This is a genomic window from Bradyrhizobium forestalis (assembly GCF_002795245.1).
In the GTDB taxonomy this organism is placed as follows: Bacteria; Pseudomonadota; Alphaproteobacteria; order Rhizobiales; family Xanthobacteraceae; genus Bradyrhizobium; species Bradyrhizobium forestalis.
Genome location: NZ_PGVG01000021.1, coordinates 1 through 18,816 on the forward strand (window position 1 = coordinate 1; position 18,816 = coordinate 18,816).

Here is an 18,816-nt window from a genome sequence, read left to right on the forward strand (position 1 = left end):
CGCCCACCCCTTCCCGTTCATCCCCAGCCTCGGCTTCACGATCGCGCTGCAGCTCACGCGCGCTGCCGACGGCAAGCAGATGAACGCGCTGATCCGCATGCCAGGCAAGATCGACCGCTTCATCCGCCTGCCGGCCGACGGCAAGGCCGTCCGGCTGATCTCGCTGGAACAGGCCACCGCCCTGTTCATCAACCGCCTGTTCCCCGGCTACAATCTGCACGGCCAGGGCGCCTTCCGCATCATCCGCGACTCCGAGCTCGAAATCGAGGAAGAGGCCGAAGACCTCGTCCGCCTGTTCGAGACCGCGCTGAAGCGCCGCCGCCGCGGATCGGTGATCCGGCTCGAGATCGACGCCAAGATGCCGGAAGAGCTGCGCAGCTTCGTGCAGCATGCGCTGTCGGCCGCCGACGACGAGGTCTTCCTGGTCGACGGCGTGCAGGCGATGAACGAGCTCTCGCAGCTCACCCGCCTCGACCGGCCCGACCTCGAATTCACCCCTTACGTACCACGCCATCCCGAACGCGTGCGCGAGCATGGCGGCGACATCTTCGCCGCGATCCGGCAAAAGGATCTCGTGGTCCATCATCCCTACGAATCCTTCGACGTCGTGGTGCAGTTCCTTCAGCAGGCCGCGCGCGACCCTGACGTCGTCGCGATCAAGCAGACGCTCTACCGCACCTCCAACAACTCGCCGATCGTGCGCGCGCTCGCGGAGGCGGCCGAAGCCGGCAAATCCGTGACAGCGTTGATCGAGCTGAAGGCGCGGTTCGACGAAGAAGCAAACATCCGCTGGGCGCGCGATCTCGAACGCGCCGGCGTGCAGGTCGTCTACGGCTTCCTCGAATTGAAGACGCACGCCAAACTCTCGATGGTGGTGCGCCGCGAGGGCGGCAGCCTCACGACCTACGTCCATACCGGCACCGGCAACTATCACCCGGTCACCGCGCGCATCTACACCGACCTCTCCTACTTCACCTCCGACCCGACCATCGGCCGCGATGCCGCGCGCGTGTTCAATTTCATCACCGGCTATGCCGCGCCGAGCGATCTGGAAAAGATGGCGGTGTCGCCGCTGACCTTGCGCAAGCGCATCATCGAGCACATTCAAGGCGAAACCGCGCATGCGCGGCACGGCCGGCCCGGCGCGGTCTGGATGAAGATGAATGCGCTGGTCGACCCCGACATCATCGACGCGCTCTACGAGGCCTCCCAGGCCGGCGTCCAGGTCGAGCTCGTGGTACGCGGCATCTGTTGCCTCAGGCCCGGCATCCCCGGCCTGTCGGAGAATATCAGGGTCAAGTCGATCATCGGGCGCTTCCTGGAACACGGCCGAATCTACTGCTTCGGCATGGGCCAGGGCCTGCCGGGCGCGAAAGCGGCTGTGTATATCTCCTCCGCCGACATGATGCCGCGCAACCTCGACCGCCGCGTCGAGGTGCTGTGTCCGCTGCAAAATCCCACGGTGCATCAGCAGGTTCTCGAACAGATCATGGTCGCGAACCTGAAGGACAATGAGCAGAGCTGGCAGTTGTTGCCGGATGGGTCTTCAACGCGTATGAAGACCGCGAAGGGCGAGGAGCCTTTCAACGTCCACAACTACTTCATGACAAATCCGAGTCTGTCTGGCCGTGGAAAGTCGCTCAAGGAATCCTCGCCGCGTCGTCTCACGCGCCGGAACGAACGCCATCAATCCTGATCGGGGATTTGCGACGTGAAGCGGCCGCGCAAGCGCGGCTCGAGCGTCGCGGTTATCGACATCGGCTCCAACTCGGTTCGTCTCGTCGTCTACGAGGGACTGTCGCGGAGCCTCATCCCGATCTTCAACGAGAAGACGCTGTGCGGCCTCGGGCGCGAGGTGCAGAGCACGGGCCTGCTCGCGCCCGACGCCGTCGACAAGGCGCTGACTTCGCTCAAGCGCTTCCGCGCATTGTGCCGTGTGATGCAGGTCGGGCGCGTGTTCGCGATTGCGACCGCGGCCTGCCGCGATGCCTCCAACGGCCCCGACTTCATCGCCAAGGCCGAGCGGATCTGCGCGGTCAAGATCGAGATCCTGTCGGGCCCGCGCGAGGCGCGGCTGTCGGCACTCGGTGTGATCTCCGGCATCCACTTTCCCGACGGCATCGTCGGCGACCTCGGCGGCGGCTCGCTCGAATTGATCGACGTGCGCAAGAACGCCGTACGTAGCGGCGTGACGCTGCCGCTCGGCGGGCCCGCGCTCCAGGACCTCGCGCACAAATCGCTCAAGCGCGCCGATCGCATCGTGCGCGAGGAGCTCGACGAGGTACCGCAGCTCACCACCGGTCGCGGCCGCACCTTTTATGCCGTCGGCGGCACCTGGCGCGCGCTCGCGCGCATCCACATCATCCAGAGCGGCTATCCGCTCCAGGTGATGCATGGCTATTCGATTTCGGCGGCTGAAGCGCTCGACTTCTCGCGCCGTCTCCGGCGCCTCGCTGCCGCCGACATGCTCGCCGACATCGAGATCGTCGCCGACGCGCGTCGACCGCTCCTCACCTATGCGGCGCTGGTGCTCGAGCACATCATCCGCGTCGCAAAACCCAAGACGATCGTGTTCTCGACCTTCGGCGTGCGCGAGGGCCTGCTGCACGAGAAGTTGCCGGAGACCGAGCGCAACAAGGACGGGCTGATCTGCGCGGCCGAGGAGCTGAACCAGTTGCTGTCACGCTCGGCGAAACACGCCCGCGAGCTGATCGCCTGGACCGACCGCCTGGTCCGCGTCGTGAAGCTGCGCGAGACCGAAGAGGACCGGCGCCTGCGTCACACCGCGTGCCTGCTCTCCGACATCGGCTGGCGCGTGCATCCCGACCACCGCGGTGAGCAGACGCTGAGCCTCGTCGTCAACGGCAATTTCGGCGCGATTACCCACACCGAACGCGCCTTCGTCGGCCTGTCCGTGTTTTATCGCTACGCCGGCCTCAGCGAGGAGAACCAGCCGCCGGCCACCATGCAGGACTTACTGACGCCGGCGCAGCTCGAACGCGCGCGCCTCTTGGGCGCTGCGTTCCGCGTCGCGCATCTGATCTCGGCGGCGCGTCCGGGCGTCTTGCCCGCCACGCATTTCCGCACCCAGGGCCGCAAATTGATGCTGGTGTTCGAGCACCGCCTCGGCGACCTCGTCGCCGACCGCGTCGGCAGCCGCTTCCGTCAACTCGCCCGCCTGATCGGCCGCGCCGGCTCGATCGTGAGGCGCTGACAAACAGAAACGGCGCCTGGGCCGTCGGGACGAGGCAACGGGACGGAACATCATATCGACGCGTTCGTTTCGCCCGCCGCAGCGTCCCTGCCGCGCGGGCGGTTTGGGTCTGGAGCAGTCATTCGATCGCGGCCGTCCCTTGGCGCGACGATGGCTTTCAGTCCGCCGAGTTCGGAGCCGGTGAGAACAAGCTGCCACCCATAGGCACTGAGCACGTCCTGAACGATCGCGAGGCCGAGGCCGGCACCTTCGCCGCGCTCATCCAGCCTTACGCCGCGTTCGAGCACACGGGCGCGTTCTGCGGACGCGATCCCCGGGCCGTCATCCTCGACAGAGATCGCCGCATTCGCGGTGGCATCGGCGGCGATGCGCACCTGGCTCTTGGCGTGACGGGCGGCATTTTCCAGGAGATTGCCCAGCACTTCGGCCAGATCGGTGCGATCGAGCGGCACGCTCGGTTCGCCCGTTATGCAAGTCTTGAATTCCAGCCGCTGCGCAGTGGGCGTGCGCGCCAGCGTAAGCATCAGGGACTGGACAAGCGGCCTGAGGGGCGTGGAAATACCGCCGCGCTGTCGAGCCGTCCCCCACGCCCGGGCGCGCGCGAGCTCGCGGTCGACGTGACGGCTCATCGTATCGCCGGCGGCTTCGATTGCCCGGGCGACGTCCTGCTCGCCTCGCTGACGCAAAAGCGCGACATCGGCGGAGAGTGCGGCGAGCGGGGTCTTCAGGCCATGCGCCAGATCAGCGGCGCGGCTGCGCGAACGCTCGATCTCGCGTTCTTGGGCGTCGATCAGGCTGTTCACCTCTTCCACCAGAGGCTTGACCTCGGCAGGGACATCGACGGGGAGATGCTTGCGTTGCCCGGAGCGGACGTCCGCGACGCCGCGGCGAAGTGCGTCGAGCGGACGCAAGCCCAGTCCGACCTGGATCGAGGTGGCCGCCGCCAGCACCAGCCCCAGCACGCCGAGCGCCAGCGCCAGATCCCGGGCGAATTGCGAGGCGGCGGCCGACACGCGGGCGAGATCGGCCGCCACAGCGACGCGCACCGGCGCGCGGCGGTCGCCCACGGTGAGCAGCACGCGGCGTTCGCTGACCAGGAGCCGTGCGTTCGCGGGTCCTAGGATGATGTGATGGTGCAATTCGCGAGGCGACGGCTCATCCTGCGGCAGGTCCAACGCCGTGTCCCACAGCGAACGTGAACGCAGCACCTGACCGCCGTCGTCCGATACCTGCCAGTACAAACCCGAAAGGGGGTCGGCAAAACGAGGATCGGTCGGCGGCCGGCCCACCACCAGCTTGCCCTGCGCATCGGCGTCGATCCCCGCGACGAGTTGCTTCAGATAGACGTCGAGGTCGTCGCCGATGGTGCGCGTGACGTGGCGTTCGAACAGCAACGTCAGCCCGGCGCCGGCAATCGTCAGCGCGATCAGGATAGCTACGAGTCCGCCGGCGACCAGTCGGAGCCGCAGCGAGCCCCAACTCATGGCGTGGTCTCCGGTACCAGATAGCCAAAGCCGCGCCTGGTCTCGATCAGATCGGCACCGAGCTTCTTGCGCACTCGACCGACCAGCACTTCGAGCGCGTTCGATTCGTGGTCCTCGCCGTGGCCATAGACGTTCTCGTCGAGCTCTTGCTGCGACACCACACGGCCGCGGTGGTGCAAGAGAAAGGCGATCAGGCGGTATTCCAATGGCGACAACGCGACGGGTACGCCGCGCAACGTCACCTTCATCTGACGCTCGTCGAGTTCGACATCGCCGGCGACAATCCGTGGGGAGGCATGCCCCGCCGAGCGGCGCACGATCGAGCGCAGCCGCGCCAGCAATTCCTCCATGCGGAACGGCTTGGGCAGGTAGTCGTCGGCGCCCGCGTCGATGCCATCGACGCGCTCGGCCCAGCTGCCGCGCGCCGTCAGGATCAGCACCGGCATGGAACGACTGTTCGCGCGCCAGCGCTTGAGTACTGCCAGACCGTCCATGCCGGGCAAGCCGAGATCGAGGACGACGGCACCGTAATCCTCGGTGTCACCGCGGAACCAGGCTTCCTCGCCGTTGCGGACGGTCTCGACCACATAGCCGGCCGCACGCAGCGCCCTCTCCACATCGGCCGCGATCCGTCGGTCGTCCTCCACAAGCAGCAGGCGCATCACTTCTCCTTGATGCGTTCAATCTCGCCGCTGCGCGCATCCACGTACGCTTCGTAGAGGCGGCCCTTGTCGTCGACGAGGCGAAACTCGTAAATCCAGCGGCCGCGCTCGCGCTCTATCTCGACCCCGGCAACCTCGCCCGGCAGCTTGCCACGAAGTGACGCGAGAATGTCGGCGAGTGACCTGATCTCGCCCGCCTCGACTGCGCGGCGAACCGCGTCGGGTGCACCTCTATCGTGGTCGCTTGCTGCCGCAGGCACCGACGCGAGTAGGACTCCCGCCAGCAATGGCACCGCGACGAACTCCAGGAAGCGAGGGGGCTGCATCGGTAAAGTATGCGCTGTTCGACCTGACAGATCGCTGACGTGGATCAACAGGCGGCGGTCAGGGCTCTTCTGCCAATGTCCGCACATCGCCCCGCCGCATGACGCGACCGGGCGCCACAAGCCGGAGACAACCATGCGCACGATCACCATCTTCACCGCTACCGCCGCTTTGCTCGCAGCCGCCGCGACCGCTCATGCCGGCAGCCTCGGCCGCCCTTGCACTGCAGCGCCACAGACCAGTTGGCTACCGCTCGAACAATTGCAGGCCAGGATCGAAGCCCAAGGCTACAAGGTTCAGAAGGCCAAGCTCAAGAATGCCTGTGGCGAACTCTACACCATCGACAAGTCTGGCAGCCGGATCGAATTGTTCGTCGACCCGACCAGCGGCCAGATCGTCGGTCAGCTGTAAGGGGCTGCGCCATGAGCGCCATTCACGACACGATGGTAGCCGGCGGCGAGAAGTCGCCGGCCGCGGTCAAGGTCTGGGACCCTTTCATCCGCGTGTTCCATTGGTGGCTGGCCGGGCTGCTTCTGCTCGCTTATGCGACGGGTGACGAGATAGAAAATGTCCATATCGCTGCCGGCTACACGATTGCCGGGTTGCTTGCGCTACGGATCGCGTGGGGCTTCGTTGGGCCGCGCCATGCGCGCTTCAGCGACTTCGTTCGTTCCCCGCGCGCAGTGCTCGCCTACATGCGCGACATGGCGCTGCTCAGGGCGCCACGCTATCTCGGCCACAATCCAGCCGGCGGCGCCATGGTCGTGGTGCTGATCGTCACACTGATCGGCACCTGCACCACCGGTTACATGATGACGACCGGCACCTTCTGGGGCGCAAAATGGGTGGAGGAGGTGCATGAGGCGTTCGCCAATCTCACGATCGGCCTCGTCGTCGTCCATGTGCTTGGCGTCCTCGTGGCGAGCTTCGAGCACCGCGAAAGCCTGGTGAAAGCGATGATCACCGGTCGGAAGCGTCCATCGTGAGCGATGCCCCGATACGAAAGGTCCTCATAATGCAAAAGCTTATCTTCCGACGAAACGACTTCCGTTCCACCGCAATGTTCGGCTCTTCCCACTCCCGTCCAGAACTTCGAGGACCGCCTGATCGTGAGAAGAAGATAGCCGAACGTCGTAAGCATGTACCGCAAGCACGCGCCTGTAACGTCCGCCGTTCGAGACATACACCTGGTGCAGACACCCTGCAGACCCGCAATGAACCGCCCTGTTACGGCAGCGAAAATCGTCGAAATGCAGAGCCACGAACTCGGCGCCTGGCACGGTCAGATAGAGCGCAAAATGTTGAGCGGCGGCGATTGAGCCCCCGCAGGCAGCGTCCCATTTCCGCACGTCTGCGCGGATTTCGGCCGGGAGCATGTCGAGGTGCGCGGGGCTCCAGGGATCTTGCGCCATCCCGCTATGGGAAAGCGCTGGCTGCGCAAGAGCGAGCGAGGCAATCACAGCGCTTAGCAGCGTGCAGGTATGTTTGCTCAAGTTCACGACTTTGCTCCTGTAGACCCGATCAGCAGCTGCGATCGATTTCGGCTCTTCAAAATATGCTCCGAGGTCGAGCCGCGCTTGATGCACATCAACTCACCGGGCGCGCGCTGGCGTAAGTGAGCCGCAAGACGCGGTGTGTCGGGCCATATCCATCATGCAATTCCACCCTTGGATATTCCTTCCGAGCCTTGCTCGGAACGCGGGTGCCCGCGCTCTGCTTGCGCTTGCACTGGGCTTGTGGCCTTCGGCGTCGAACGCACAGGATGAACTGAAGCTGAGCGATGCGCAGGCGCGGAATCTCGGCGTGCGCGTGACCCATCCGGTCGCGATCCGGACCGATCTGACGCTGCCCTACCCCGTCCAGATCGTGATCCCCACGCAGCAATTGTGGGTCGTCAGCGCGCCTGTGGCCGGCATGGTCGCCAATCTCCTCGTCGGGCGCGGTGACCGCGCCTCGGCCGGCCAGCCGCTGGTCACCCTGGAGAGTCCAAGTTTCGTCTCTCAGCAACGCGACTATTTGCACGCGATCGCACAGGAGCTTCTCGCCAGCCAGCAGCTCAAGCGGAACATCGATCTATTCGAGGGCAAGGCCGTGCCGCAGCGCGTGCTGGAGGCCAGCCAGGCCGAAGCGCGCCAGGCCGCTCTCGTGGTCGCCGAGCGGCGTCAGATGCTGCATCTGAGCGGGATGTCCGACGAGGCCATTGCCCGGCTGGCCCAGGAAGCGGCGATCAGCGCGACGCTTACAGTCAACGCACCGCAAACCGCGTCCGTGGTCGAGGTCACGGTATCGCCGGGGCAGCGGCTCGAACAATCCGCGCCGCTCGTCAAGCTGGCGCGTCTCTCACCGCTATGGGCCGAGATCGCGGTTCCCGCCGCCAATATTCGAACAATTCGCACCGGCGCGAAAGTCGAGATCGAGGGCTATCCCACCTCCGGCAAGGTCGTGCTGGTCTCCGAGACCATCGACCCTGCCACTCAGACCATTTTGGTTCGCGCGGAGATCCCTAATGACGGAGAGCTGCATCCCGGTCAGACCGCCGCTGCCCGCATCGGCTTTCTCTCCGCCGGAGAAAGCGCGTGGGAGATTCCCTACTCCGGGCTGGTGCGGCGGGGCGAACAGACCTCAGTGTTCGCCGCCGTAGCCGGCGGCTTCCGGCTGGTCCCGGTCAAGCTCGTTGCGGAAGATCAAGACCATGTCGTGGTGTCCGGTCCCATCACGGACCAGGACCAGATCGCGATCGGCGGTATCTCGGCGCTTCGCGGCATTCTCTCGGGATTGGGGCAATAGATGCTCCGGCGCCTGGTCGCGTTCGCACTTTCGCAACGACTGTTCGTCCTGCTGGGTGTGTTGCTGCTGGTAGGTGCCGGCGCCGTTCTCCTGCCCGGCCTGCCGATCGACGCGTTTCCCGACGTCTCACCGGTTCAGGTCAAGATCATCATGAAGGCGCCGGGCCTGACGCCCGAAGAGGTCGAGCAGCGCATCACGGTCCCCGTCGAGTTCGAACTGCTTGGATTGCCGAACAAGAAGGTGCTTCGTTCGACCACGAAATATGCACTGGCCGACATCACCGTCGATTTCGAGGACGGCACCGACATCTACTGGGCGCGCAATCAGGTATCGGAGCGGCTATCGAATATCGCGCGTGATTTCCCCGACGGGGTCAGCGGAGGTCTTGCGCCGATCACGAGCCCCCTCGGCGAGATGTTCATGTTCACGATCGACAGTCCCGAGCTCTCGCTCGCCGAGCGCCGGACCTTGCTTGATTGGGTGATCCGTCCCGCGCTGCGGACCGTCGCCGGCGTTGCGGACGTCAATGCGCTCGGCGGTTACGTCCGCGCCTTCGAGATCGTGCCGCGTAACGATGCGCTTGCCGCGCGCGGCATTTCCTACGACCTGTTTCGCCGCGCCATCGAAGCCAACAGCCGCAATGACGGCGCCGGACGGGTGAACCAGGGCGAGGACAGCGCCTTGGTCCGGATCGAGGGCAGCATCCGATCGGTCGAAGACATCAAGGCCATCGTCGTCGACACCCGCGAGGGCGTGCCGATCCTGGTCAACGACGTGGCGAGCGTCAAAGTCGGGACGCTGACCCGCTCTGGCGCGGTCACGTCGGACGGCAGCGGTGAGACCGTCGAGGGGCTCGTCCTCGGCTTGCGCGGCGCCAACGCGGGTCAGCTCGTCCGCGACGTGCGCGCCCGGCTCGCCGAGCTGCAACCCTCGCTGCCGAAAAGCGTCTCCATCAACGTGTTTTACGACCGCAGCCGCCTGGTCAACCGCGCCGTCGGTACCGTGGTGCGAGCGCTCGGCGAGGCCACCGCCCTCGTCATCGTTCTCCTGCTGCTCTTCCTCGGCAACTGGCGGGCCTCGCTGGTGATCGCTCTCACCCTGCCGCTGGCCATCGTCATCGCCTTGATCGTCATGCGCGTGGCGGGGATGTCGGCCAACCTGATGAGCCTCGGCGGACTTGCGATCGCGATCGGCATGTTGATCGACGCGCTGGTCGTCGTGGTCGAGAACATCGTCGGCAACCTCGGCAAGCACGAACCGAGCAAAGCTGCTCCACTGATCCACCTGGTGTACCGTTCGGTTTGCGAAGTCCTGGAACCGGTCGCCTCGGGCGTGCTCATCATCATCATCGTGTTCATACCCCTGCTGACCCTGCAGGGATTGGAGGGGAAGCTATTCATCCCTGTCGCGCTGGCCATCATCTTCGCGCTCGCCGGTTCACTGCTGCTGGCGCTCACCGTGGTCCCGGTCATGACCTCCCATGTGCTGAAGTCCGCCTCACATCGCGATCCCATTCTGGTCCGTGCGGCGCAACGGGTCTACGCGCCTGCATTGGACTGGGCCCTGAAGAACGAGCGCAAGGTGATGGCTGCGGCGCTGATCGGCCTGCTCGCTGCGGGATTCGCCTATACCAAGCTCGGCAAGACCTTCATGCCGACGATGGACGAAGGCGACGTCATCGTCAGCGTGGAGACGTTGCCTTCCGTCAACCTCGACGAGTCGCTTGCGATGAATGCGAGGCTCCAGAAAGCACTTCTGGCCGTGCCTGATATTGCCGGCATCGTCGCGCGGACAGGGTCGGACGAGCTTGGCCTCGATCCCATGGGACCCAACCAGACCGACACGTTCCTTGTGCTCAAGCCGGCCGCCGAGCGGCAGACCGACACTCGCGAGGCTCTGCTGCAGAAGCTCCGCGAGGTTCTGACCGGCTTTCCCGGCATCTCGCTCAGCTTCACCCAACCCATCGACATGCGCGTGCAGGAGATGATCAGCGGCGTGCGGGGCGACGTCGCGGTCAAGATCTTCGGTCCGGACATCGCCAGGCTGAACGAAACCGCGGCCAAGCTGTCGGCCATCCTGTCCAGCATCGACGGGGCCGAGGACGTCTACACCACGCTGAACGAAGGCGCTCAATATTATACGGTTGCGGTCAATCGCATGGAGGCCGGCCGCCTCGGCCTGACCGTGGATTCCATCGTAAACTCGCTCCGTACCCAGATCGAGGGCCGAACGATCGGGACCGCGCTCGAGGAAGGACGCCGCACACCGATTCTCGTCCGCGGCAGCGAGACGACCCGGGAGGCGCCGACGCTGCTGGCAAGCCTGCCGCTGACACTCGCTTCCGGGCAGCATGTCGCGCTGTCGCAGGTCGCACGAATTCAGCGCGTGGACGGGCCGGTGAAGATCGACCGCGAAGATGGCGCGCGCATGAGCGTCGTTCGCGCCAACATCCGGGGCCGCGACATGGTCGGCTTCGTCGAAGCGGCCCGCCAGAAGGTTGCGAGCGAACTTCCGCTCCCGAACGGCTACCGGCTGACGTGGGGCGGGCAGTTCGAGAACCAGCAACGCGCCGCCGCACGCCTGTCCATCGTGGTTCCGGTCGCGATCGGTCTCATCTTCCTGCTGCTCTTCACCACATTCGGCGCCATCCGGCAGGCCCTGCTGGTGCTGGTCAACATTCCCTTCGCCCTGATCGGGGGCGTCTTCGCCCTGGTCCTGACCGGTGAGTACCTGTCGGTGCCGGCCTCGGTCGGATTCATCGCGCTGCTCGGCATCGCCGTGCTCAATGGTGTCGTTCTGGTGTCCTACTTCAATCAACTCCGCGCTCATGGCCTGAGCGAGGATCGTATCGTCGTCGAGGGTGCCATGCGCAGGCTTCGACCGGTGCTGATGACCGCGAGCATCACGGCGCTTGGCTTGATCCCGCTGCTGTTCGCATCCGGGCCAGGGTCCGAAGTGCAGCGACCGCTCGCGATCGTCGTGATCGGAGGGCTGTTGTCCTCCACCCTGCTCACTCTGATTCTCCTGCCGATCCTGTATCGCCGCTATGGCGGAACGTCGAAGGTGGCGAAATGACCGATCAGCCGGTCTGTCTCACGCTGATTGTGCCGCGTCAGCTCCGCGACGAGGTACTCGACTATCTCACCGAACAGAGCGACCTCGTTTCGGGCTTCACGGCATCGCACGGAGCCGGTCACGGCGCAGACGTTCGATTGCAGACGGCCGCCGAACGCGTGAAGGGGCACGCCGATCAGACCGCCGTGCAGATGATCCTGGCGGAGAGTGACGCCAATGGCTTGCTCGACCGGCTGCGGGTTTCATTTGCCGGAACCAAACTCGTCTATTGGACGATGCCCGTGACGGAATTCGGCACGATCGATTGAACCCACCTCAAAAATCCGTCGACATCGACAAGAGCAGGGTTCGCGGCGCGCCTTGCGCCAGTGCGGAGAAGCTTGCGACGCCAGCCCAGTAATTGGTGTCGAACACGTTCTGGACCAGAGCGCGAACCGTCACGGGCCGGTTATTGATGCGCGTGTTGTAGCGCGCACCCAGGTCGAGCCTCGTCCAGGCCGGGACAACCTGCGTATTTGCCCCATTCAGATATTGGTGCCCGGTATAGATGGTGTTGGCGACCAATGTCAGTCCCGGGGCGAACGGAGTATCCCATTCGGCGGACAGATTGGCCTGCACCTCGGGCACTCCGATCGGCGTCTTGCCGAGATTGGCCAGCGTGCTCGTCTTCGTCAGCTCCGCGTCGATCAACGTCACGCCGCCAAGAACGCGAATGCCGGGCTGCACTTCTCCGAACACGGTGAATTCCACGCCGCGATTGCGCTGCTCCTGATCAGCCCGGAAGACGTTGCCGGCACCCAGCTGTCCCGACGGCTTGGTGATCTCGAACAGGCTGACCGTGGTTGCGAGGGCGCCGAAATCGACCTTGACGCCTGCTTCCTTCTGCTTGCTGAAATACGGCGCAAGGACCTCGCCTTGATTGAACGCCCCGGTCGGTGCGGTCTCGCCTTTGCTGAGCCCTTCGATGTAGTTCGCGTAAAGCGAAACGTTACTCCAGGGCTTGACCACCACGCCGACCAACGGTGTGAACGCCGTCTGGTCGTACGCCGAGGTCACGGCTCCCGTGGTGGTGTTGTAGTTGTTCGACCTGACGCCCTGCTGCCTGACGCCGACCGTCAGCTGAAGCCGCTCCTGGAGAACCGACAGGGTGTCGGCCAGCGCAATGCCGGTCAGCTCGGTGTCCGACAGCCTCGGCACGGTCGCGGGAGCCGGAACGAGTTGCTGGGGACGGGCGATCGGCGCATAGATGTTGGACGACACCGCCGTACCGTTCACCGAGCCGCGCGAAACCTCGTCCATGTAGTAGCTGCCCTGGAAGCTCACGGCATGACTGATGGCGCCGGTCTCCATCCGGGCCCGCACGCCGGCGTCGGCCACGTTCCTGTCGATGTCGAACTTGAAGCGCCCTGGTATCGATGTGGTATTGCCGGCGGCGTTCTGGATCGTCGGCGTCCCGAAGAGACGATCGACCTGGGTCCTGCCGCCGCCGGCGTCGGCGAACACCGTCACGGACTCCGTCACATCGTATTCGGCGCGCGCCAGCAGCGAGTTGTCGTGAACCTTGGCCCATTCCCAGGCCTGCGTGACGTTGCGCCGCCCGACCGGCGCGGTCGGGACGGCTACGCCCGTTGCGACCAGGAACGGCCTCGTCGGCGCGTCGAACTTCTCTTCCTGATCGATGAAGTCGAGCGAAGCTCTGAATTTCTCACCGCGATAGTCGAACGCCGCGGAGCCGACATGCGCCTCCCGGGTCTGGTTGTCCAGCGGCGTATCGCCATTGTGATAGCTGCCATTGACGCGAATGCCGAATTCGCGGTTCTCGCCGAACCGTCGGCTCACGTCGACATGGGTGCCGAGCTGGGTGTTCGTCGCGTAATCGGTCGTGACTCGCGTGAGATCGACATCCCCTGCACGCTTCGACACGATGTTGATGGTGCCGCCGACGCTGCTGTTTGGCGCCATGCCGTAAAGCAGCGCAGTCGGGCCCTTGATGATCTCGATGCGCTCGACGTAATCGGTGAACACACGATAGTTCGGTGCAACGCCATAGACACCGTTGAAGGCAATTTCTCCGGCATTGCCCTCGCCGATCGGAAAGCCGCGGATGAAGAAGGAGTCGAGGATGCCGCCGGTCTGGCCGGTGAAACGGACCGAGGGATCATTGCTGACGACGTCGGCGACCGTGACGGCCTGTTGATCTTCGATCTTCTTCGCCGTGTAGCTCGTGATGTTGAACGGCGTATCCATGAAATCCTTGTTGCCGAGCAGGCCGACCTGGCCGCCGCGGGCCACCTGCCCGCCTGCATAGGACGGCGGGAGAACCCCCGGCCTCGCAGCATTGGGGACCGCTTCCGCCTGCATCTTGGCCCGCTCATTCGCGGGCGCAGTTTGACGACCCGCCCTTCGGCCGGGATTGGATCGTGGACGTGCGCGCGGCTTTGGCGCATCTGCGGTGACGGTCACCGCCGGCAACGTAGCCCCCTGCTCCGTCGTCGTCCCGGCGCTTTGCGCGTTGGCTCCGTGCAGGAGGCCGTCGCTGCACAAGGCGATGGAGACCACGGAGGCCGCGAATGCCGTCGGGCTGGAGAACCGCGGAAGCGCTTTGACGGTGGACGCCAGGATAGCAATGGGACGGCAAATGACTCTCGACGGCATCTCGCAGCAGCTTCCGGTTTGATAAGATGAATACCGGGAGCGACGTGCCGCGCGAACAGTCACCGAGTCAATGAAAGCGCCTTTATTTTCAGTAGTTTAGAATGAGACAAGATCTAAATATGGGGAGAAGCGGCACACCGGGCCGCTGACCAGCTGCCGCGCTCCAACCATAGATCGCAGCCGGCTCAGCGAGGCACCGGCTGCAGTCAGTCACTCCACCGACGCCTTGGCGTGGTTCTCAGAGGATTCCAGCGCTGCCTGGATCAGGCTGCGTCGGCGCCAGATGGAGCCGACCACCAGCACGACCACGACGCCGAGCGCGGCGCAGAGATATTCGCCGCCTCCGCCGCCATGGCCGAACTGCGGCGCGATGCGTAGCGCGCCGAGCATGCTGTCCAGCGAGGTCCCGAGTGGGCCGTCGAACAGCGTGTGCAGCCTCGGCGCGACGCCGGGGTCGGTCGCGATCACCTCGCCCGCGATCCAGCCGAGCAGCGCAGCACCAGCCCAGACCAGCACCGGCAGCTTTGCGAGCAGCGCCATGATCAGGGCCGCACCGGCGACGATCAGCGGCACGCTGATGGCAAGGCCGAGGATCAAGAGCGGCACGCTGCCATTGGCTGCAGCCGCGACCGCAATGACGTTGTCGAGACTCATGACGATGTCGGCGACCACGACGATCTGCACGGCCTGCCACAGATGCGAGGCGGACTCGACGTCGTCCTCGTCCTCGTTCTCCGGCACCAGGAGCTTGGCCGCGATCACGATCAGCGCGAGACCGCCGACCAGCTTGAGGTACGGCAGCTCCATCAGGCTCGCGACGATGCCGGTGAAGATGATGCGCAGCATCACCGCTGCGCCGGCACCGAAGATCATGCCCCAGAGCCGGTGCCGCGGCGAGAGACCGCGGCAGGCGAGTGCGATCACCAGCGCATTGTCGCCGGAGAGCAGGATGTTGATCCAGATGATCTTGCCGACCGCTAGCCAGAACGTCGGTGCAGCCATCTCGTTGCGAAACTGGGTGAAGAACGCCCCGATCGTAGCGGGATCGAAGATCTGCCAGAGCCAGTCCACAATCAGTCCTTTCGCCCGTCGCCTCTAACCTGTCGGCTGATGGATCAGCCGACGATCTCGTTGCCCGAGAAGAACTGCGCGATCTCGACCGCGGCGGTCTCCGGCGCATCCGAACCGTGCACCGAGTTCTCGCCGATCGACTTGGCGTAGAGCTTGCGCACGGTGCCTTCGGCCGCCTTGGCCGGATCGGTCGCGCCCATCACCTCGCGGTACTTGGCGATCGCGCCCTCGCCTTCCAGAACCTGAACCACGACCGGACCGGAGGTCATGAACTCCACGAGCTCGCCGAAGAACGGGCGCGCCTTGTGGACGGCGTAGAAGGTCTCGGCCTGCTCCTTGGTCATGCGGATGCGCTTCTGCGCGACGATGCGCAGGCCCGCTTTCTCGATCACGGCATTGACCGCGCCGGTCAGGTTACGCTCGGTCGCGTCGGGCTTGATGATCGAGAAAGTGCGTTCGATGGCCATTATCTTGTCCTTGGGAAGAAAGCGGTGGTTCGGAGTTGCGGGGCTTATATCGGCGCCTTTGCCGGACGGCAAGCGACCGCCGAAACGGCCTCACGGGCGCTTCGCCGCAGGGGCGGGCTGCCGGTTTCAGCCGGATGACAACAATTTCACCCAGATGAACCCAATCTGAAACCGCCGTCAGGGTTCGGTTCAGCTTCGCCGGCGTAAGGTCGGGTCCATCGAAACCGAAGCCTGATCATCAGGCGGACCGTTTCGGCGGCCTTTCCATCGACGCGGATCCCCCCGCGCCGGCAGACTTGAGGAGATCACCATGTTGAGGAAACTTTCGCTTGCCGCTGTCGCCGCGGTCGCGCTGGGTGCCGCGCTGGCGCCGACCTCTGCATCCGCCCATTGGCATGGCGGCGGCTGGGGCTGGCACGGCGGCGGCTGGCACCACGGCCACGGCTGGGGTGGCCCGCGCTTCTATGCCGGAGCCCCCGTCTCCTACGGTTATGGCGGCTGCTATGTGCGCCGGCTGGTCCCGACCCCCTGGGGACCCCGCTGGCGGCTGGTCAACCGCTGCTACTGAACCCGTCAGCACCTTCATAAAGGTACCTACGCCCCCCAAGGTACCTTCCAAGAGAAGCCCCGGCGCTCCCCTCGCCGGGGCTTTGCCTTGAGTAGAAAAGGCGCCGTTCATACAATTTTTACGAGAATGACCCGCATTCCCCACGGTCGGCGAAACCATTTGGCCGGCAATGACTTGGTACCGTGTCCTTACTTTGAAAGCACGGAACCTTGCGATGGCTGGGCCCTTTGCCAATGACAGCGAACAGATTGACCGGCGCACCAGCCGCTCGATTTGCGATGCCGTGGGCGAGCGGCTCCAGCAGAGCCTCCGGCCCGAACCGCGCCTCCCGGAAAATCTCGAGCAGCTCCTCAACGAATTGAGGCGGCGCGAGCGCGAGCCGCACTGAGCATGATCCGGAAACGTGTGAAGCGGTTTTTCGGAAAGATCATGCTCAAACAATGACCTTACGGAAAAACGGGTTGCGTTCGAGGCGCCTTGCGGTGACAAGGCCGCATGCTTGCTATCACCGACCTCTCCATCCGCCTGGCCGGACGCCTTCTTATTGACCAGAGTTCCGTGCAGATCACGCCGGGATCGCGCGTCGGCCTGGTCGGGCGCAACGGCACCGGCAAGTCGACGCTGTTCAAGGTGATCCGCGGCGAGCTCGCGGCCGAGCACGGTTCGGCGACCCTGCCGCCGCGCTGGCGCATCGGCAGCCTGGCTCAGGAAGCGCCGAACGGCCCCGAAAGCCTGATCTCGGTCGTGCTCAAGGCCGACCTCGAACGCGACGCGCTGCTCGCTGAGGCCGAGCACGCGACCGATCCGCACCGGATCGCCGAGATCCAGCCCCGGCTCGTCGACATCGACGCACATTCGGCGCCGAGCCGTGCCGCCGCGATCCTCTCGGGCCTCGGCTTTTCCGCCGCCGATCAGCTCCGCCCCTGCGCCGAGTTCTCCGGCGGCTGGCGCATGCGCGTCGCGCTCGCCGCGACGCTGTTCGCGGCCCCCGACCTTCTGCTGCTCGACGAGCCCACCAACTATCTCGACCTCGAAGGCACGCTGTGGCTGGAGGATCACCTCGCGCATTATCCGCGCACGGTGATCGTGATCAGCCACGACCGCGACCTCCTGGAAAGCTCGGTCGACCAGATCCTGCATCTGGAGCGCGGCAAGCTCACGCTCTACAAGGGCACCTATTCCTCGTTCGAGGAGCAGCGTGCCGCGCGCGAGCTGCTGGATGCCAAGGCGGTCAAGCGACAAGAGGCCGAGCGCGCCCGCCTGCAGTCCTTCGTCGATCGCTTCAAGGCCAAGGCCTCCAAAGCGCGCCAGGCGCAGTCTCGCGTGAAGATGCTGGAGCGGCTGAAGCCGATCACGGCGCTGGTCACCGAGGATGTGCGCGAGATCAGCTTTCCGGCGCCGGAAAAGATCCTGTCGCCGCCGATCATCGCCGTCGACAACGCCTCGGTCGGCTACGATCCGGCAACGCCCGTGCTGAGCCGCGTCACCCTGCGCATCGACAACGACGATCGCATCGCGCTGCTGGGCGCCAACGGCAACGGCAAGTCGACGTTGGTCAAACTGCTCGCCGGGCGTCTTGCGCCGTTCTCGGGCAAGGTGACGCGCGCCGACAAGCTGTCGATCGCCTATTTCGCGCAGCACCAGCTCGACGAGCTCAACGAGGACGCCTCCGCCTACGACCACGTCCGCAAGCTGATGGGCGATGCGCCGGAGGCGAAAGTGCGCGCTCGCGCCGGCGCGATCGGCTTCTCCGGCAAGGCCGCCGACACCAAGGCCGGCAAATTGTCGGGCGGCGAGAAGGCGCGGCTCCTCCTGGGCCTTGCGACCTTCTTCGGCCCCAACATGATCATCCTGGACGAGCCGACCAACCATCTCGACATCGACAGCCGCGCCGCGCTTGCGGAAGCGATCAACGAGTTTCCCGGCGCGGTGATCATGGTCTCGCACGACCGCTACCTGATCGAGGCCTGCGCCGAGCGGCTCTGGATCGTCGCAGACCGCACCGTGACCAATTACGACGGCGATCTCGACGAGTACCGCCGCCTGGTGCTGTCCGCGCGCAACGCGGAAAGCACTGAGCGCGAGCGCAACGGCGCAAGCGAAAAGCCGCAGCGCCAGAGGTCGGACAATCGCGGCTCGCTGAAGAAGCGCATCGCCGAAGCCGAAAGCGAGATCGCCCGCGTCAGCGAGATCATCACCAAGATCGATACGGCGCTCGCCCTGCCCGACATCTTTACGCGCGATCCCAAGCAGGCCGCGCAACTGTCGAAGGCGCGCGCCAATGCGGCCGATGCGCTGGCGCGCGCCGAGGAGCAATGGCTCGAAGCGAGCACGCAGTTTGACGAGGCGGCGGGGTAGCGTCTCCGCGCCCCAAGGCCGCCCAATCAAAACCTGCAAAACAACCCCATGCACAGTACCGGCACTATAATACCGATACACTAGCCATTGAGCGAGCTGCGCTTTACCCGCTCAGTGGGCCTGCTCCAGCAGGGCGATGGCGCGCCGGAAT

Annotated in this window: 16 protein-coding genes; 10 read left to right on the top strand and 6 right to left on the bottom strand. The window is 65.1% G+C overall.

What is annotated here, in order from left to right:
* Window positions 1-1,696, top strand: a 1,696-nt coding sequence (locus CVM73_RS23205; protein WP_167407006.1) for an RNA degradosome polyphosphate kinase, incomplete at its 5' end; no start/stop codon positions are given.
* 15 nt (window positions 1,697-1,711) lie between these two features.
* On the top strand, window positions 1,712-3,214 hold the full coding sequence (ppx, locus tag CVM73_RS23210) for an exopolyphosphatase (protein WP_100234180.1): 1,503 nt from the start codon (window positions 1,712-1,714) through the stop codon (window positions 3,212-3,214).
* 50 nt (window positions 3,215-3,264) lie between these two features.
* On the opposite strand, the gene CVM73_RS23215 is transcribed toward ppx, so the two are convergent.
* Genes CVM73_RS23215 through CVM73_RS23225 form a run of 3 tightly spaced genes read right to left on the bottom strand, consistent with a single transcriptional unit; the run spans window position 3,265 to window position 5,686 of the window.
* Entirely contained in the window at window positions 3,265-4,698 is a 1,434-nt protein-coding gene (locus CVM73_RS23215) for a sensor histidine kinase (protein WP_100234181.1), read from the bottom strand.
* Complete coding sequence (locus tag CVM73_RS23220) at window positions 4,695-5,360, bottom strand: response regulator transcription factor (RefSeq protein ID WP_100234182.1); 666 nt, start codon at window positions 5,358-5,360, stop codon at window positions 4,695-4,697. Before CVM73_RS23220 ends, CVM73_RS23215 begins: the two co-directional genes overlap by 4 nt.
* Window positions 5,360-5,686 carry a PepSY domain-containing protein gene (locus tag CVM73_RS23225; protein WP_100234183.1) on the bottom strand — a complete coding sequence of 109 codons (327 nt, stop codon included), beginning with the start codon at window positions 5,684-5,686 and terminating at the stop codon, window positions 5,360-5,362. The genes CVM73_RS23220 and CVM73_RS23225 overlap by 1 nt, the downstream gene beginning before the upstream one ends.
* A gap of 133 nt (window positions 5,687-5,819) precedes the next feature.
* On the opposite strand from CVM73_RS23225, the gene CVM73_RS23230 reads away from it, so the two are divergent.
* From CVM73_RS23230 to CVM73_RS23250, 5 genes are all read left to right on the top strand, one after another.
* Window positions 5,820-6,095 (top strand): PepSY domain-containing protein, encoded by a 276-nt coding sequence (locus CVM73_RS23230; protein WP_100234184.1) that lies wholly within the window; start codon window positions 5,820-5,822, stop codon window positions 6,093-6,095.
* A gap of 11 nt (window positions 6,096-6,106) precedes the next feature.
* Window positions 6,107-6,670, top strand: a complete 564-nt coding sequence (locus tag CVM73_RS23235; RefSeq protein ID WP_100234185.1) for a cytochrome b/b6 domain-containing protein — start codon at window positions 6,107-6,109, stop codon at window positions 6,668-6,670.
* A gap of 667 nt (window positions 6,671-7,337) precedes the next feature.
* Window positions 7,338-8,471, top strand: coding sequence for an efflux RND transporter periplasmic adaptor subunit (locus CVM73_RS23240; RefSeq protein WP_100234186.1), 1,134 nt, complete (start codon window positions 7,338-7,340; stop codon window positions 8,469-8,471).
* Window positions 8,472-11,546 carry an efflux RND transporter permease subunit gene (locus CVM73_RS23245; protein WP_100234187.1) on the top strand — a complete coding sequence of 1,025 codons (3,075 nt, stop codon included), beginning with the start codon at window positions 8,472-8,474 and terminating at the stop codon, window positions 11,544-11,546. It abuts the gene before it with no gap.
* Window positions 11,543-11,854, top strand: a complete 312-nt coding sequence (locus CVM73_RS23250) for a DUF3240 family protein (protein WP_100234188.1) — start codon at window positions 11,543-11,545, stop codon at window positions 11,852-11,854. The genes CVM73_RS23245 and CVM73_RS23250 overlap by 4 nt, the downstream gene beginning before the upstream one ends.
* Before the next feature lie 7 nt (window positions 11,855-11,861).
* Here CVM73_RS23250 and CVM73_RS23255 read toward each other — a convergent pair whose 3' ends face one another.
* The 3 genes from CVM73_RS23255 to ndk all read right to left on the bottom strand — a co-directional run bounded on the left by CVM73_RS23255 (window position 11,862) and on the right by ndk (window position 15,739).
* Window positions 11,862-13,907, bottom strand: a complete 2,046-nt coding sequence (locus CVM73_RS23255; protein ID WP_167407007.1) for a TonB-dependent receptor — start codon at window positions 13,905-13,907, stop codon at window positions 11,862-11,864.
* 504 nt (window positions 13,908-14,411) lie between these two features.
* Window positions 14,412-15,272, bottom strand: a complete 861-nt coding sequence (locus CVM73_RS23265) for a TerC family protein (RefSeq protein WP_100234190.1) — start codon at window positions 15,270-15,272, stop codon at window positions 14,412-14,414.
* Window positions 15,273-15,316: 44 nt separating this feature from the next.
* Window positions 15,317-15,739 carry a nucleoside-diphosphate kinase gene (gene ndk / locus CVM73_RS23270; RefSeq protein WP_100234191.1) on the bottom strand — a complete coding sequence of 141 codons (423 nt, stop codon included), beginning with the start codon at window positions 15,737-15,739 and terminating at the stop codon, window positions 15,317-15,319.
* Window positions 15,740-16,049: 310 nt separating this feature from the next.
* Between ndk and CVM73_RS23275 the strand changes: the two genes are divergently transcribed.
* The 3 genes from CVM73_RS23275 (at window position 16,050) to CVM73_RS23280 (ending at window position 18,665) form a co-directional block, all read left to right on the top strand.
* The gene (locus CVM73_RS23275) at window positions 16,050-16,307 is read left to right on the top strand and encodes a sulfur globule protein precursor (RefSeq protein ID WP_100234192.1); all 258 of its coding nucleotides are present in this window, start codon (window positions 16,050-16,052) and stop codon (window positions 16,305-16,307) included.
* Between the two features lie 214 nt (window positions 16,308-16,521).
* Window positions 16,522-16,695, top strand: a complete 174-nt coding sequence (locus CVM73_RS40465; RefSeq protein WP_167407008.1) for a hypothetical protein — start codon at window positions 16,522-16,524, stop codon at window positions 16,693-16,695.
* A gap of 107 nt (window positions 16,696-16,802) precedes the next feature.
* Window positions 16,803-18,665, top strand: a complete 1,863-nt coding sequence (locus tag CVM73_RS23280) for an ABC-F family ATP-binding cassette domain-containing protein (protein ID WP_100234193.1) — start codon at window positions 16,803-16,805, stop codon at window positions 18,663-18,665.
* Window positions 18,666-18,816: the final 151 nt, after the last annotated feature.

Excerpts from the sequence above, each read along its gene's own strand:
- CVM73_RS23215 (WP_100234181.1), bottom strand. The coding sequence starts at position 4,698 with ATGAGTTGGGGCTCGCTGCGGCTCCGACTGGTCGCCGGCGGACTCGTA.
- CVM73_RS23220 (WP_100234182.1), bottom strand. The coding sequence starts at position 5,360 with ATGCGCCTGCTGCTTGTGGAGGACGACCGACGGATCGCGGCCGATGTG.
- CVM73_RS23225 (WP_100234183.1), bottom strand. The coding sequence starts at position 5,686 with ATGCAGCCCCCTCGCTTCCTGGAGTTCGTCGCGGTGCCATTGCTGGCG.
- CVM73_RS23230 (WP_100234184.1), top strand. The coding sequence starts at position 5,820 with ATGCGCACGATCACCATCTTCACCGCTACCGCCGCTTTGCTCGCAGCC.
- CVM73_RS23235 (WP_100234185.1), top strand. The coding sequence starts at position 6,107 with ATGAGCGCCATTCACGACACGATGGTAGCCGGCGGCGAGAAGTCGCCG.
- CVM73_RS23240 (WP_100234186.1), top strand. The coding sequence starts at position 7,338 with ATGCAATTCCACCCTTGGATATTCCTTCCGAGCCTTGCTCGGAACGCG.
- CVM73_RS23245 (WP_100234187.1), top strand. The coding sequence starts at position 8,472 with ATGCTCCGGCGCCTGGTCGCGTTCGCACTTTCGCAACGACTGTTCGTC.
- CVM73_RS23250 (WP_100234188.1), top strand. The coding sequence starts at position 11,543 with ATGACCGATCAGCCGGTCTGTCTCACGCTGATTGTGCCGCGTCAGCTC.
- CVM73_RS23255 (WP_167407007.1), bottom strand. The coding sequence starts at position 13,907 with ATGCAGGCGGAAGCGGTCCCCAATGCTGCGAGGCCGGGGGTTCTCCCG.
- ndk (WP_100234191.1), bottom strand. The coding sequence starts at position 15,739 with ATGGCCATCGAACGCACTTTCTCGATCATCAAGCCCGACGCGACCGAG.
- CVM73_RS23275 (WP_100234192.1), top strand. The coding sequence starts at position 16,050 with ATGTTGAGGAAACTTTCGCTTGCCGCTGTCGCCGCGGTCGCGCTGGGT.
- CVM73_RS40465 (WP_167407008.1), top strand. The coding sequence starts at position 16,522 with ATGGCTGGGCCCTTTGCCAATGACAGCGAACAGATTGACCGGCGCACC.
- CVM73_RS23280 (WP_100234193.1), top strand. The coding sequence starts at position 16,803 with ATGCTTGCTATCACCGACCTCTCCATCCGCCTGGCCGGACGCCTTCTT.